The organism is Streptomyces venetus (assembly GCF_039540295.1).
In the GTDB taxonomy this organism is placed as follows: domain Bacteria; phylum Actinomycetota; class Actinomycetes; order Streptomycetales; family Streptomycetaceae; genus Streptomyces; species Streptomyces venetus.
The window spans coordinates 377468-392645 of sequence record NZ_BAABET010000005.1 but is presented as its reverse complement, the minus strand read 5'-3'; the positions used below and the strand labels follow the sequence as shown (position 1 = coordinate 392645).

The following is a 15178-nucleotide window of genomic DNA, read 5'->3' as shown; positions in this document are numbered from 1 at the left end:
GCCGTCCAGCCTCCGGCAGAACTCATTCGAGGGGCACGTATGTCCGGACTGATCGACACCACGGAGATGTATCTCCGCACCATCCTCGAGCTGGAGGAAGAGGGTGTGGTCCCCATGCGCGCCCGTATCGCGGAGCGGCTCGACCAGAGCGGGCCGACGGTCAGCCAGACGGTGGCGCGGATGGAGCGCGACGGTCTGGTGTCCGTCGCCAGCGACCGGCATCTGGAGCTCACCGACGAGGGGCGTCGTCTCGCCACGCGCGTGATGCGCAAGCACCGGCTCGCCGAGTGTCTGCTCGTCGACGTGATCGGTCTGGAGTGGGAGCAGGTCCACGCGGAGGCGTGCCGCTGGGAGCACGTGATGAGCGAGGCCGTGGAGCGCCGTGTGCTGGAGCTGCTGCGGCATCCGACGGAGTCGCCGTACGGGAACCCGATCCCCGGTCTGGAGGAGCTCGGTGAGAAGGACGGCGCCGACCCGTTCCTGGACGAGGGCATGGTGTCGCTGGCCACGCTCGACCCGGGTACCGAGGGCAAGACGGTCGTGGTGCGCCGGATCGGCGAGCCGATCCAGACGGACGCGCAGTTGATGTACACGCTGCGCCGGGCGGGCGTGCAGCCCGGCTCGGTGGTGAGCGTGACGGAGTCGGCGGGCGGTGTGCTGGTGGGCAGTGGTGGCGAGGCGGCCGAGCTGGAGTCGGACACCGCCTCCCACGTGTTCGTCGCCAAGCCCTGAGCAGCCGGCGCGCCGGGGCTCCCACCGGTCGGGGCTCGGTGGCAACTCCCGTTGTGGTCGGTCGGGTTGGCGCTTTGGCGTGATCCTGTCGGATCGGTTGTCCAGTCCGTCGAATGGCAGCGCTCGTACGGTTACCGTGCGACGCTGTCGCGTGAGGCATATGACCTGAGGGCGCTTGGCCGCGGCTCGGCGGTGATGTCGCCCGGCCGGGGAGGGGGCGGGGATGATGTGCCGTGAAGACGTTGAGGGCCCCGGCGCCGTGTGGCGCCGGGGCCTGTCCTCCCCTGTGCTGACCCGGAGCCCCGAGCTCTCAGGGTCATTCCCCTCGGACCGGTTTCCCCGAGCGGTCCGCCTCCCGCTGAAGATCTCCCCTCGGCAGCGGCGATCAATCCCCGGGGACGGTCACTCGAACGAGGGGTGTTGTCCGCGAGAACGGCATCTTCGAATGCCCATTCGATAGTCTGCTGAGGGGTGGCACCACACCGTCACACCATCAGCTGCACCAGACAGGTACACCGGGTACACCACCAGTCACAGCAAAAGGCACAGCAGGCAGAACACGGTTCACAGGACCGACCGGCCCGTGAGGGCCGCGGTCCGCGCGAAGCTTGGGGGGTGCCAGGACATGGCGCGACGCATCGACGTGACCGGGACGGGCGGCGTACGCCTCGCGGCCTGGGAGTTCGGCGACCCGCCCAAGCCCGATCCGGCCCAGGACGCCCACGGGCCGCAGGGCACCCACGGGCCGCAGGGCACCCAAGGCCCGCAGGACGAGAACCGGCCCCAGGACGACCAGGACAGCCGGGGCGGCCGGGACGGCCGGGGCGGCCGAGGCGGCCGGGACCCGGACGACGGGCGAGCCGCACCGGCCAGGCCGCAGGCCACACCGTCCGCGTCGAACGGCTCCCCGGGCGTGCTGTTACTGCACGGCCTCATGGGCCGAGCATCACACTGGGCCTTCACCGCCCGCTGGCTCTCCGGCCGGTATCGCGCGGTCGCCCTCGACCAGCGCGGCCACGGCCGCAGCGACAAGCCCCCGCGGGCGTCCTTCACCCGCGACGCCTACGTCGACGACGCCGAGTCCGCTCTCGAACAGCTCGGCCTCGCCCCGGTCGTCCTCATCGGCCACGCCATGGGCGCGCTGACCGCCTGGCAGCTCGCCGCCAGGCGTCCCGACCTGGTCCGCGGCCTGATCATCTGCGATATGCGGGCCTCCGCGCTCGGTGCCGCGTCGCAGCGCGAGTGGGCCCAGTGGTTCGAGTCCTGGCCGCTGCCGTTCGCCACGCTCGCCGACGTCCGCAAGTGGTTCGGGGAGGACGACCCCTGGGTGGAGCGGCCCAACCCGGCCCGCGGCGAGTTCTACGCCGAGGTGATGGCCGAGTCCCCGGACGGCTGGCGCCCCGTCTTCGATCCGGACCAGATGCTCCGCTCCCGCGAGACCTGGGTGTACGACGCGCACTGGGAGGAACTGGCCCAGGTGCGCTGCCCGGCCCTGGTGGTGCGCGGCCTCGACGGCGAGCTGGGCCGCGCCGAGGCGCAGGAGATGGTCCGCGTCCTGCCCCGCGGCCAGTACGCGGAGGTCGCCGACGCCGGCCACCTGGTGCACTACGACCAGCCGGAGGCCTGGCGCGCGGCCATCCAGCCGTTCCTGGACGCCCTCGACACCGACTGACTCGGGGCAGCGGTCAGACCGACTGACTCCGGGCAGCGGTCGGGCGGTCAGCCCTTGCTGACCGCCCCCAGGATCTCCGGCAGCCGCCGGGCCGTCCGCGGAGCGGCCAGCCGCAGCCCCGCCGCCGTGAGCACCGCCCCGTACCCCGAGCCCACCGGAAACAGCAGCCACGTCCAGTCGTCGCCCCACGCGCTCACGTTCAGCCAGATCGTGAGCGCGATGACGGGTGCGCACAGCAGGGCGGCCGCGATCATTCCGCCGAAGATGGAGATCCAGGCGAGCCCGGTCTGCCCGGGGGCGACGTTCTTGTAGCCCTCCTGCGGGATGGAGTAGGGGAAGCGGGCGGACGTCCACGCCCCGGTCGCGAGCATCGCGCCGAGCAGCGCGAAGGACAGCCCCAGCGCCTCGGGCAGCCGCTCCCAGTCGCCGAGCATGGCGGTCGTCACCACGGTGACGAGCGTGGCGTACGGCAGGGTGATCAGCAGCAGGGCCAGCGCCCGGGCACGCAGCTCGGCGTAGGCGTCACGGGTCGAGGAGATCGTCATCGCGACCATCCAGAACGCGGACGTGTCCTGGCCGAACTGGTTGTACATCTGAATGCCGAGCATCCCGGCGGCGAAGCAGGCGAAGTACACCGACCCGGTGCCCTGCCAGGCGTTGAACACCGGCACGATCAGACCGATGGCCAGCGACGTCACCCACGCGGCCTTGGTCTTCGGGTCGCGCCACACGTACCGCAGGCTGCGCTCCATGACCGCGCCCGTGCGGCCGGAGGGCAGCAGCCGTGCGAGGCCGGTCGAGGACCGCTCGCGGACGGCCGTCCCGGCGGTGGGCAGGGTGGATCCGTCGGGGGAGGTCATCAGCCGGGTGAGATGCCGGGACCACACCGCGAGCAGCGCCGCCAGGGCGCCCGCGGTCAGCGCCAGCTGAGCGACGGCGAGTCCGTACGATCCCTCGCCCACCGCGTGCACGGCCCCGATGGCCGACGCGGGCGGCACCCACCGCAGCACGTCCGCCGCCGGGTCGAGCTGGCCGAGCCCCGAGGCGCCGAGCCGCTGCGCGCCGAAGTTGACGACCTGGGCGCCGATCGCGACGACGAGTCCGCTCAGCACCGCGAGGTCCCGGCCCTTGCGGCTGGTCAGCAGCCGTACGTTGGCGGCGGCGACGGTCCGCGCGAGGGCCACGCACACCAGCAGCGCCAGGACGACGGCGACGACCCCGACGGCGAACGCCGCCCCGCCCCTCGCCACCGCGACCACGGAACCGACCAGCAGACACAGCGTGAACAGCGGGCCGATCCCCACCAGCGAGGCCGTGAGCAGGGCCCCCACCAGCGGCCGGGGCCGCAGCGGCAGCATCACCAGCCGGGTCGGGTCGAGCGTCTCGTCACCGCTGGGGAAGAACAGCGGCATCACCGCCCACCCGAGCCCCAGCACCGCCACGGCCGGCACGACCACCGACTCGGCGTGCGCGTGCCCGCGCAGCGCGATCAGGCCGATCAACTGGAGCGCGGCGAACAGCAGGGCGGAGACGGCCGAGGCGATGTAGGCGGCCTTCCGTCCACCGGACTGCCGCAGTCCGCCGCGCAGCAGCGACAGCTTCAGCCGTACGAAGACGGGGGTGATCGCGGGGGCGCTCACCGCGATCCGCCGCCCAGCCAGTCGAGGTCGGACCCGGCGTCCCGGCTCTGCGCCCCGACGAGTTGGAGGAACGCCTGCTGCAACGAGGGCGCGTCCCCGCGGACCTCGGCGAGGGTGCCGGTGGCGCGGATCCGCCCGGCGGCCATGACGGCCACCCAGTCGCACAGCGACTCGACGAGCTCCATGACGTGGGAAGAGAACACGACCGTGGCGCCCGAGGCGGTGTACCGCTCCAGCACGCCCCGGATGGTCTGGGCGGAGACGGGGTCGACGCCTTCGAACGGCTCGTCCAGGAAGAGCACTTCGGGGTTGTGGAGGAGGGCGGCGGCGAGCCCGATCTTCTTGCGCATGCCGGTCGAGTAGTCGACGACGAGCTTGTGCTGGGCGCCGGCGAGATCGAGGACGTCCAGGAGCTGGGTGGCCCGCTTGTCGACCTCGGCACCGGGCAGCCCGCGCAACCGCCCGCTGTACGCCAGCAGTTCCCGCCCCGACAGCCGCTCGAACAGCCGCAGTCCTTCCGGCAGCACCCCGATCCGGGCCTTCACCTCGACGGGGTCCCGCCACACGTCGTGCCCGACCACCTCGACGGTCCCGTGATCGGGCCTGAGCAGCCCGGTCACCATCGACAAGGTGGTGGTCTTCCCGGCTCCGTTCGGCCCGACGAGCCCGATGAACTTGCCCGCCGGCAGCTCGAGATCGACCCCGGCGACAGCGACCTGCTCCCCGAACCGCTTCCAGAGCCCCTGCACCCGTACAGCACTGGATCCCACCGCGTCTCCCTCCGTCACCTTGCACCCTACGGTGGGACAACGCCCTTCCTTCAGGGGCGCGGGGAACTGCGCGAACAACCACCGACGGCCCGCAGCCGCCGCGCAACGGCAACCAGGCAGACGAAAAGGCGCCTACCTGTCCCGCCCGCACGCATAAGCCAACGGCGAGATCAACTCCTCCGCATCCGGCAACCACCGATTAGCGGGCGTAGGCCGGCACGCCCACTGCACAGCTCCCCGCGACCCGAACCGAGTAGGCGGCGCAGCCACGTACGCCCCCTCGCCCAGCACGGTCAGATCCAGCGACGCAAGCGACCACCCCAGCTTCCGCACCAGGTCGGGCACCTTCACGGACGCCCCCGGCAGCACGAAGAACTCCATCCGACGATCCGGAGTCAACGTCACCGGCCCCAGCGTCAGCTCCATCCGTTCCATCCGCGCGAGCGCCAGGAACCCCGCCGTCTCCGGCACGGAGATCGCGTCGAAGGTCCGCCCGGTCGGCAGCAGGATCGACGCCGTCGGCTGCTTCTGCCACATGCGCCGCGCGACGGTCGCACTGCCCGTCGCCTGTGTCGCCCAGTCCGGGCGCGCCGGGTGCGAGCCGGGGGCCGGACACGCGGCGTCACCGCAGGAGCAGTGCTGAGCGCCGTCGACGGCTTCCAGCCAGGTGCCGGGGAACACGTCCCAGTGGCGCTCCTCGGCGTAGCGAACAGCGGTCTCCAGCAGCGATTCCCCGCGCTGCTTCGGGATCTGAGCGGCTTCGGTGCCGGCGATCGTCTCTTCCACGATGAGCACAACTCTGGTCGTCACCAGGGGTTACGCCCGCCGACGTGCGCGGGGAGGAGCACCGCGCCCGCCCTCGGGGCGCATGGGTGCATGTGCGGGGGCGCGCAGGAGGATCCGTAGCCGCTGCTGGGTAGCCACGTGTGGGGCCGGCAACAGCCGTTACCCCGGCAAACCTCACATGCCTCGCATTTTCGCCTGGTCGGCGGGGCATTGATCTTCACGGCCGGATCTTTCAGCTGGGACGTGAGGGATTCGGCCGCGGAAGACACGTCAACTCGGTGCGTGGGCAGGCACCGCAGCCACACGGCGGATGAGCCGAAGGGGCGCGCCGTCCCGCAGGCGAACCGCGGAAAGCAGGGGGTACGCCATGGCCGCAAGGCCTCTTGTCGCTCGGCAGCCGAACGAACGGCTCCAGGCGCTCATCCAGGAAGCCGGGTGCTCCAACGCCGGCCTGGCCCGCCGGGTCAACATGTGCGGCGCCGAGCACGGCCTCGACCTGCGCTACGACAAGACGTCGGTGGCGCGCTGGCTGCGCGGGCAGCAGCCGCGGGGCCGGGCCCCGGCGATCATCGCCGAGGCGCTGGGCCGCAAGCTGGGCCGTACGGTCACGATCGACGAGATCGGCATGGCCAACGGCAAGAACCTGGCCTCGGGCGTGGGTCTGCAGTTCTCGCCGACGGTACTGGGGGCCATCGAGCAGGTCTGCGAGCTGTGGCGCAGCGACGTGGGGCGGCGGGACTTCCTGTCCGGCTCGTCGGTCGCCGCGTCCGCGCTGGTCGAGCCCAGCCGTGACTGGCTGATCTCCGCGCCCGACGGCCAGGTGTCACGGACGGCCGGGCCGCGGGTGGGGCAGTCGGACGTGCAGGCGGTGCAGGCCATGACGCAGGCGCTGGTGGATCTCGACCACCAGTACGGCAGCGGGCATGTGCGCCCCGTCGTCGTGCACTACCTCAACAGCGTCGTCTCCGGGCTGCTGGCGGGCTCGTACCGGGAGGCGGTGGGGCGGGACCTGTTCGCGGCGGTGGCCCGGCTGACGGAGCTCGCCGGGTACATGGCGGTGGACACCGGGCAGCCCGGTCTGGCCCAGCGCTACTACATCCAGGCGCTGCGGCTGGCCCAGGCGGCCGGGGACCGGGGTTACGGCGGGTACGTGCTGGCCGCCTCCATGAGCCATCTCGCCGCGCAGCTCGGGAACCCGCGCGAGATCGCCCAGTTGGCGCGGGCGGCGCAGGAGGGCGCGCGGGGGCGCGTGACGCCCCGGGCGGAGTGCATGTTCCTCGCGGCGGAGGCGCGCGGGCACGCGCTGATGGGCGACGCGCGCGCCGCCCAGGTCGCGGCCGGGCGAGCGGTGAGCGCCCTGGAGTCGGCCGACCCGGCCGCCGGGGACGACCCGGTGTGGATCGCGCACTTCGACGAGGCCTATCTCGCCGACGAGTTGGCCCACTGCCACCGGGACCTGGGGCAGGCCGAGGCCGCGGCGCGGTGCGCGCAGGAGTCGCTGGCCGGGCACCCCGAGTCGCGGGCCCGCCGCCGGGCCATCGGTTATGTGCTGTTGGCCACGGCGCAGGTGCAGCAGCGCGAGATCGAGGAGGCGTGCAGCACCGGCATGAAGGCCGTGGAACTGCTGGAAGGAGTGCGCTCCAACCGCGGCGCCGAGTACCTGGAGGACTTCCAGCAGCGGCTGGAGCCGTACCGGGACGAGGCCGTGGTCAGGGAGTTCGGGGCGCGGCTGGACCTCCAGGTCGCGGCATGAACACAGGGTCTGCGGATGCGTGAACATGCGGGAAACGGCCCCTCGGCGAGCAGGAGGTGACATGAACAGCGCGGCGTGACCCGGTTGTGTTACCGCGCTCACAGGGCCTGGGGCCGGGCCCTGTGCTGCGTGGCACGGGGCTCTGGGGACCCGGTAGCGTGACCCGACGATTCACAAGGTCCCCCATAAGTAGGAGTCCCGGTGACGCAGAGTGGACAGGGCGAGGAGCCCTCGGCGCGCCCCGCGCGCGAAGGCATCGTGCTGCCCTCCGACGGTGGCGAACCCCTGCTGCCGGGTATGACGGGCGGACCCGGTGACGCCCCGGCCGGCCGTCGGCCCGGCCCGCCCCCGACCGGCCAGCCCCCGGCCTCCGCCCCCGCCGGCGGCCAGACCTGGGGCGAGCCGTGGGGCCCCGACCAGCAGACCCCGCCCCCGTCGCAGGGCCAGAGCTGGCAGTCCCCGCCGCCGCAGCAGTGGACGGAGCCGCCGGCCTGGGGCGCCCAGCCCCCCGCCACCGGCTCGCTCCCGGGGGAGGGCACCCCGAACCCGTACACCGACCCGTACGGCGGCCCCACGGGCGACGCACAGCCGCCCGCCGCGGCCGACCCGTACGGCACCCCGGGCGCGGCACAACCGGCCACCGGCGCCGACCCGTACGGCCCTCCTGCCGCCGGGGGCGGTCTGCCTCCGGCGTCCGGTCAGTACGGCCCTGCCGCCGGGGACGGTTCACAGCCGCCGCAGGCTGACACGTACAACTCACCCTCCGGGGCAGGCCCGTTGCCCCCGCCCGCCGGCCAGTACGGCGCTCCCACCGAGGGTGGCCTGCCCGCGCCCTCCGGCCAGTACGGCCCCCCGACCGGGGGCGGTTCGCAGCCGCAGGCCGGGAACACGTACAACTCGCCCTCCGGGGGCGCCCCGTTGCCGCCGGCCGCGGACGCGTACGGCTCCGCGCCCGGGGACGGTCCGCAGCAGGGGGCCGGCGGCGGGTACGACTCCCCTCCCGGCGGAGGCCCGCTGCCGCCCGCCGCCGGGGACGCGGCGGCCACGCAGTATCTGCCGCCCGTCACCGCCGCACCCGCAGACGAGGGCGCGACGCAGTACATACCCCCGGTGGGCCCGGGCGCGCTGCCGCCCGAGACGCCCGCCGGACACGACCCGGAGGCGACCACGATCCTCGGCACCGGACCCCGGGCCGGTGCCGGGCCGCTGCCGCCCGCCTCGAACCCGGACGCCGAGGCGACGCAGTACATCGCGCCGGTGCCCGGTGCGGACCAGCAGCCGCCCGCCGGGTTCGAGAACCTCTTCCGCAGCGAGCAGGGCGCGGACGGCTCGGCCGGGGCCACCCAGCAGATGCCCCGCGTCGAGCAGCAGCCCCGGCAACAGTCTTCGTACGGTGCTCCGCAGCCCTCCTACACCCCGGCCGACGAGCCCGGCGGCGGTCGTGGCGGCCGGGGCGGCCGTACCGGCTCGCGCGTACCGGTCATCGCGGCCGTCGGTATCGGCATAGCCGTCCTCGGCGTCGGCGCGGGCGCGATGCTCGCCGGTGGCGGAGGCGGTGACGACGACGGTGGGGACAACAAGACCGTGGCCGCCTCGGCACCCGCCACGGAGGGGTCCGCCTCGCCGTCCGCCGACCCGGTCCGGGCGCAGGCGATCGAGCTGGACAAGCTGCTCGCCGACAGCGGTGACAGCCGCAGCACCGTGATCAACGCGGTGGGCGACGTCAGGCGCTGCGACAACCTCCCCCAGGCCGCCAAGAACCTGCGCGACGCGGCCAGGCAGCGCAACGAGCTGGTCACCCGGCTCGGCGGCATCACGGTCGACAAGCTGCCCGACCACGCCGCGCTGACGACGGCCCTCACCAAGGCGTGGCAGGCCTCGGCCTCGGCCGACAACCACTACGCCTCCTGGGCCGACCAGACCGCCGGCAAGAAGGGCTGCAAGAAGGGCCAGGCCCGGGCCACCGGCCAGACCCAGGCCGGAAACCGGGCCAGCGCCGCCGCGAGCACCGAGAAGACCAAGGCGGCCCAGCTGTGGAACTCGATCGCGAAGCGGTACGGCCTGACCGAGCGCCAGCCGACGCAGCTGTGACGTGCGCGGATCCGGCGGTGAACTGCTGAGCCGGGGAAGCTCAGTAGTTCACGTCGGCGTTCTGAAGGGTCCTGGTCGTGTCGACGAAGCCCTTGCGCGCCGACACCAGCCGCCCTTGCCGTACCACCTGGAGCGTCACGTTCGCGTTGACCAGGCGCGGGAAGCCGACGGAGGCGAGCTTGTCCTGGAACCGCCACCGCAGCGTCGGAGTCAGACCGCCCGTGCCGACCCTGAGGCCGTTGTCGAGGGCCTCCGTCACCGTGTCGGCGGTCACCTCACCGCTGCCGAGCGACTCGACGACCTTCCGGAACACGGTGTAGGCGATCCACGTGGTCTGCACCCCGGCGTCCGCCGGGTCGATCCGGTTGTCGTCGAAGGCCTCGTCCCGGATGACCTGCTTCATCCCGTCCCAGCGCGGGTCGCTCGCCACCGGGTACCAGCCGGTGATGTACGAGCCCTCGTACGGCCCCGACGCCCCGCCCGTCGCGTCGATCACCGTCTGGTCGACGCTGCCGAGCACGGCCGCCGTCCGGACGTCGGGATAGTCCTCGCGGGCCCGCCGGAAGGAGTCCATGAAGGTGCCGTTGCGGTCCCCGAGCGCGGGCACCACGCACCCCTCGTCCCCCGGGGTGGTGGTCGTCGCCCGCAGCGCCCGCGCGGCCTGGCCGTCGTACTCGGTGGCGTCCTCCGCCGCCCGCTGGTCCTTGGAGGCCTTGTGCCCGCCCGCCTTCAGGCCGGAGTCGAGCAGCGGGGGCAGCTGGTCGCCCGCGATGGTGTCGGGCCGGATCAGCGCGACGGGACCGCAGTCGGCGAGCGCGCGGCCGAGACCGGCGAGCAGCGTGGGCTGGCCGCCGTTGACGGGGTAGGACAGCGGGCTGGTGAACTCGGCGTTGGTGACCCCGTAACCGCCGATGTACGGGATGCCCGCGCCCTCCAGGGACGGGAAGAAGGAGTCGGCGTACTGGCTGTAGGATCCTACGACCGCGACGGCGTTCTCCTTGGCGGCCTGCCGGGCGCACTTCGCGGCACCCACGCTGTCGTTGTGGTCGTTGCAGGTCAGCACGTTGAGCTTGCGGCCGTTGATCCCGCCCTTGGCGTTGACCCAGCGGGCGTAGGCGCGGGCGAAGGCGGGCATGCCGGGCTTGTTGGTCGCCTTGGTGTCCTGGGGAGCCCAGGTCATGACGGTGATCGGGTCGTCCCCGACTCCCCCCGTGGTGCCGGGGACGACCCCGCAGCCGGCGAGGAGCGACGCACACGCGACCGCCGCGCCCGCGCAGAGGACGCCGTGTCTGGCGTGACGGGTGAGGAGGCCGGGGAGGAATGTGCTGCGGGTGCGTCGCCTGCCGGTCATGGTTCCGCACGATTCCGCCACATGACTAACCCGTGAGTGATCTCGGGTCAACAATTGGTGACGAGCAGGTGAATTGCGGGGGCAGGAGTGACCGATGTGGAGGGGAACGTACGATCGATGACCGTGCAAGCTTCGGAGAACTCTTCCCGTCGTGGCCGTCGCTCATCCACCATGGGCGGCATGCCTGTCAACGACATGCCGTGGTGGCGCTGGCGCAGCAACGTGCGCTCGGCGCTGCACATGCTTTCCGATCCCGTCTTCCAGCGGGACGTCTGGCTGGCCGGCGTGGACGGCTACGGCGACGTGACCGACGCGGTGTACCGCCTGGTCGAGGACACCTGGCTGGACCACTGGTCCGCCGAGAAGTACGTCGGCACGATCTTCCGTGACTCGCAGGAGGCGGCCCTCGTCGACACCGCCGTGCTGCGGGTGCTGCGGATCATGCACCAGGTCGGGCCGGACGCGCCCGTCGCGGCGTACCTCGAACACCAGGCGTGGCCGGAGGCGGTCCGGGCGGCCCGGGACGCACACGCGCGGCTCGCCGCGAGCGACGGCGAGGAGCCGGACACTCCGCCGCGCAGCCTGGAGGTTCTGCGGATCATGACGAGGTCCGCCTAGCAGGACGAGGTCCGCCTGGCGGGACGAGGTCCGCCTGGCGGGACGATTGCCGGCGGCGTGGCTGCTTGTGGGACCCTGTCCTGCATGAACGAGCAGTCCACCAGCGCCGCCGCACCGGCCGATCAGTACGTCCTCACCCTTTCCTGCCCGGACCGCAAGGGCATCGTGCACGCCGTGTCGAGCTACCTGTTCATGACCGGCTGCAACATCGAGGACAGCCAGCAGTTCGGCGACCACGACACGGGACTGTTCTTCATGCGCGTCCACTTCTCGGCGGACGCTCCGGTGAGCCTGGACAAGCTGCGGGCCAGCTTCGCGGCGATCGGTGACTCCTTCCAGATGGAGTGGCAGATCAACCGGGCCGACCAGAAGATGCGCATCCTGCTGATGGTCAGCAAGTTCGGGCACTGCCTGAACGACCTGCTGTTCCGGGCGCAGACCGGGGCGTTGCCGGTGGAGATCGCCGGAGTGGTGTCCAACCACACGGACTTCGCGGAGCTGGTGGGCTCTTACAACATCCCCTTCCACCACATTCCGGTGACGAAGGACACGAAGCCGGAGGCGGAGGGACGGCTGCTCGACCTCGTGCGTGAGGAGGGTGTCGAGCTGGTCGTGCTCGCCCGGTACATGCAGGTGCTGTCGGACGATCTGTGCAAGCAGCTGAGCGGCCGGATCATCAACATCCACCACTCGTTCCTGCCGAGCTTCAAGGGGGCCAAGCCGTATCACCAGGCTCACGCCCGGGGTGTGAAGCTGATCGGTGCGACCGCTCATTACGTGACGGCTGATCTTGATGAAGGGCCGATCATCGAGCAGGAGGTCGAGCGGGTCGGGCATGACGTGACGCCGGAAGGGCTTGTCGCGATCGGGCGCGATGTGGAGTGCCAGGCGTTGGCTCGGGGTGTGAAGTGGCATGCCGAGCGGAGGATTCTGCTCAATGGGCGGCGGACTGTGATTTTCGCCTAGGAGCTCGGGGCGTCCTGCTTTGTGGGCGGGTGCGGCTGGTTTGTGGTTGATCGCGCCCACGCGGCGGAGCCGCATATCGAGGCAGCCCCGCGCCCCTGGGGAGCTTCCCCTCAGTCGAGTTCTACATCCTGCTCAGTGAAGCGGCTGCGAAGAGGACGTCCTTGATCGCGTCCCGGTCTCCGACCTGACCTGCCGCCGCCTCCTGCGGGGGTACGTGGCCCGCTGCCAGGCGGCAGAACTCGACTCCGTCCAGGGCGATGTGGGCCACCTCGTGGTCGGCCGAGCCCTTGGCCGCGGGGGAGTCCAGCGGGATCAGCCACTCGCCGCCGCCCGAGCCCTCGATCTCCAGCCGAAGGCTGCGGCCGGGTTCGCCGGCCGCGACCAGGTGACGGTGGTGGGCGGGAGCGGCCAGACCGGTGCGGCGGCGATGGGCGAGGGCGGTCGGGAGCATACGGGCCGCCAGGTCGATCATGCGGTGCAGATGGCGGGGCGAGGGCGGGTCGTAGGGGTAGTCCACCGCGTCCGCGATGTCCTCCGCGTGCACCCAGCACTCGAAGGCCCGGTCGAGCATCGCGTCGTGCAGGGGCAGCTCGAAGTCGCCGTACGGCACGGGCAGCCTGCCGAGGCCGCCGCCCGTGAAGGACACCGTGCGGACGAGGTGGTGGCTCTGATCCCGCCAGGGCGCCCGCATCGCACGGGTCGGCGGGAAGTGGGAGGCGCGCCAGTACGCCTCGGTGCGGGCGGCCGGGGTCGGCTGCGGGGGCGTGACGTCGCCCATCGGGTCGTCCAGGCCGAGCGCGACCGCCACGAGCCCGTCGACGCTGAGCAGATGCGCGATGACCCCGGCGACGGTGGTGCGGCGGCTGGTCGCCTCGTCGCCCCGGAACCAGCGCAGCCGTACCGGCGCGTGCCACTCGGCGTCGCCGAAGTCCTGGAGCAGGGCGTCCAGACGTGCCGTCTCGGCGTCGTACGCGGCGGCCCAGTCCGGTACCGGGATGCGCGGCGGGCGCCGGTCCAGGCAGGACTCCAGCACGCGGGTGCGCAGTCCCGGGTCCAGGTCGAGGCTCTCGGGGCGTTGCAGCAGTCCGACCGCCTCGCGCAGCCGCCGTGCCTCGTCGGCGCACGCGCCGCACTCGCCGAGGTGCTGCTCGACGGCCGTGGCCTCCTCGGCCGAGCAGGCGGCCAGCGCCCAGGCGCCGAGCAGGGATTTCAGCACGGGGTGCTCCAGCACGGGCGGTGGCCCGGCGGCTCCGAGGTCCGCCGGTGCGGGCAGCGGCAGCCCGCTGTCCTCGACGGAGGCCCGGGGCATGGGGATCCGGAGCGGATCCCCGGCCTGCTGCCCGGACTCGTCCGGAACGTCGTTCTCGTCCTCCTCGAACCGGTCCGGGCCGTTCACGCCGCACCTCCGAATCCGGGCGGTGCGCCCGGTGCCTCGGTGTCGTGGGCCGTGGACAGCAGTTGCAGGCCGAGTCGGAGGCGGCGGCGGGCCTCGTCCTCGGTGATGCCGAGGTCCGTGGCGGTCTGGCGGTAGTCGCGGCGCTGGAAGTAGGCCCGTTCCAGGGCCGAGCGCAGCGGGACCGGCATGGACTGGACGATGTAGTCGGCCCGGGCGGCGACCGAGGCGCGGCGCACCCGGTGCTCCAGTTCCTCCGTGGTGCCGGAGCCTTCGAGGGCGAGGGCCTCGGTCTCGGTGGCGCGCAGGCGCTGGACGGCCAGGTGGTGGGTCAGGGTGGCGACCCAGGTGCGCAGCGGTCCCTGTCTGGGGTCGTAGGAGTCCGGGTGCTCCCAGACGTGGGCGAAGACCTCGCGCGTGATGCCGTCGGCGGCGCGTTCGTCGCCGAGCACGCGGTGGGCGAGTCCGTGCACGAGGGAGGCGAAGCGGTCGTAGAGCTCACCGAGGGCGGCCGCCTCCCCGCGGGCCAGTCGCTGCTGCATCTTGCGGTCCCAGCGGGGCGGTCCCTCTTTTTGCGCCATGCGGCCCCCTCGCCCCCTCCTCGTGTCCCGCGCCCGTGCCGAGTCCAGCCTGTGTCCGACGTCTCCCCGAATGTAGTCGGCACGTCCCGTGGCGCACGCCCCTTTGTGGCAATGTGCGCCCCCCGACCGGCCGCAGGTGGTAGAGGGCCACCGGCGCTCACATGCGGAGCCGTCGGAGTCGCGCCTACCCATCCGGCCTCCGATCAGGCGTGTCCGAAGAGGATCGAACAGGATCGAAGCCGACCAAAACAAGCCTGTTTTCAAAGGCATCCGTTTTCCGGGCCGTGTTTCAGGGAAACGCCCGCTGGGCAGCCGCGCTGCAAGGAAGCGTAGGGACTGCTTCCGTTTTGGCGAGCGAAGGGCGTGGTGGTGACCTTCAATGTGACCGGCGGCGAGCAGGGCGAGTGGGCCGTGCTCCAGGTGTCGGGCGAGCTGGATCTGGTGACGTCGCCGGTGCTGCGTCAGCGGGTGCACGACGTGGTGGCCGAAGGGCACCACTGTCTCGTCCTGGATCTGTCCGAGGTGTTCTTCTGCGATTCCAGTGGCGTCGGCGTGCTCATCGCCGCCCGTCGTCTGATCCGCTCCTGCCAGGGACGGCTGCGGCTGGTGCTGCCCGCCCGGGGCGCGGCCGACGGATCCCATGTGAACCGGGTCCTCGGCGCGCTGGGCGTGCGCAGGCTCTTCGACGTGTACGGCGATGTGGACCAGGCCCTGGGTGACGAGGGCGAACCTCTGTCCGCGTGACGGGGCGATCACGCACGGTGGGGCGAGTGTTGCTGTTCTGACACGCGGTTGTCCTGGAATTCCCCCGGTCTTGGCACAAGT

The 15178-nt window shown here is 72.3% G+C and carries 13 protein-coding genes; 7 read left to right on the top strand and 6 right to left on the bottom strand.

The genetic code is table 11. The features are described from left to right. Positions 1-39: 39 nt before the first annotated feature. Entirely contained in the window at positions 40-732 is a 693-nt protein-coding gene (locus tag ABEA82_RS18880; protein WP_345662716.1) for an iron-dependent transcriptional repressor DtxR, read from the top strand. A gap of 625 nt (positions 733-1357) precedes the next feature. Beyond that, positions 1358-2404: an alpha/beta fold hydrolase gene (locus tag ABEA82_RS18875; protein WP_345662715.1), complete on the top strand. Its 1047-nt coding sequence runs from the start codon at positions 1358-1360 to the stop codon at positions 2402-2404. A gap of 47 nt (positions 2405-2451) precedes the next feature. On the opposite strand, the gene ABEA82_RS18870 is transcribed toward ABEA82_RS18875, so the two are convergent. From ABEA82_RS18870 to ABEA82_RS18860, 3 genes are all read right to left on the bottom strand, one after another. Next, entirely contained in the window at positions 2452-4044 is a 1593-nt protein-coding gene (locus tag ABEA82_RS18870; protein WP_345662714.1) for a transporter, read from the bottom strand. After that, the gene (locus ABEA82_RS18865) at positions 4041-4832 is read right to left on the bottom strand and encodes an ABC transporter ATP-binding protein (RefSeq protein WP_345662713.1); all 792 of its coding nucleotides are present in this window, start codon (positions 4830-4832) and stop codon (positions 4041-4043) included. Before ABEA82_RS18865 ends, ABEA82_RS18870 begins: the two co-directional genes overlap by 4 nt. A gap of 114 nt (positions 4833-4946) precedes the next feature. Continuing rightward, positions 4947-5609 (bottom strand): bifunctional DNA primase/polymerase, encoded by a 663-nt coding sequence (locus ABEA82_RS18860; protein WP_345662711.1) that lies wholly within the window; start codon positions 5607-5609, stop codon positions 4947-4949. A gap of 358 nt (positions 5610-5967) precedes the next feature. Here ABEA82_RS18860 and ABEA82_RS18855 point away from each other — a divergent pair, with 358 nt between their 5' ends. Continuing rightward, on the top strand, positions 5968-7353 hold the full coding sequence (locus tag ABEA82_RS18855; protein WP_003991055.1) for an NsdA family TPR-like regulatory protein: 1386 nt from the start codon (positions 5968-5970) through the stop codon (positions 7351-7353). A 201-nt stretch (positions 7354-7554) separates the two neighbouring features. Beyond that, positions 7555-9444 carry a hypothetical protein gene (locus ABEA82_RS18850; RefSeq protein ID WP_345662709.1) on the top strand — a complete coding sequence of 630 codons (1890 nt, stop codon included), beginning with the start codon at positions 7555-7557 and terminating at the stop codon, positions 9442-9444. 40 nt (positions 9445-9484) lie between these two features. Here the strand turns inward: ABEA82_RS18850 and ABEA82_RS18845 are convergent, their stop codons facing one another. Continuing rightward, a complete protein-coding gene (locus tag ABEA82_RS18845) occupies positions 9485-10795 on the bottom strand; it encodes an ABC transporter substrate-binding protein (protein ID WP_345662707.1) in 1311 nt (436 codons plus the stop codon). Between the two features lie 117 nt (positions 10796-10912). Here ABEA82_RS18845 and ABEA82_RS18840 point away from each other — a divergent pair, with 117 nt between their 5' ends. Both ABEA82_RS18840 and purU read left to right on the top strand, forming a co-directional pair. Next, on the top strand, positions 10913-11413 hold the full coding sequence (locus ABEA82_RS18840) for an SCO4402 family protein (RefSeq protein ID WP_345662706.1): 501 nt from the start codon (positions 10913-10915) through the stop codon (positions 11411-11413). 84 nt (positions 11414-11497) lie between these two features. Then, the gene (gene purU / locus ABEA82_RS18835) at positions 11498-12379 is read left to right on the top strand and encodes a formyltetrahydrofolate deformylase (protein WP_345662705.1); all 882 of its coding nucleotides are present in this window, start codon (positions 11498-11500) and stop codon (positions 12377-12379) included. 121 nt (positions 12380-12500) lie between these two features. On the opposite strand, the gene ABEA82_RS18830 is transcribed toward purU, so the two are convergent. Next, a complete protein-coding gene (locus ABEA82_RS18830; protein ID WP_345662704.1) occupies positions 12501-13775 on the bottom strand; it encodes a zf-HC2 domain-containing protein in 1275 nt (424 codons plus the stop codon). Next, a complete protein-coding gene (locus ABEA82_RS18825; RefSeq protein ID WP_345662703.1) occupies positions 13772-14353 on the bottom strand; it encodes a sigma-70 family RNA polymerase sigma factor in 582 nt (193 codons plus the stop codon). The genes ABEA82_RS18830 and ABEA82_RS18825 overlap by 4 nt, the downstream gene beginning before the upstream one ends. Before the next feature lie 363 nt (positions 14354-14716). On the opposite strand from ABEA82_RS18825, the gene ABEA82_RS18820 reads away from it, so the two are divergent. Beyond that, a complete protein-coding gene (locus ABEA82_RS18820; protein ID WP_345662702.1) occupies positions 14717-15097 on the top strand; it encodes an STAS domain-containing protein in 381 nt (126 codons plus the stop codon). The last annotated feature ends 81 nt before the right edge of the window (positions 15098-15178 follow it).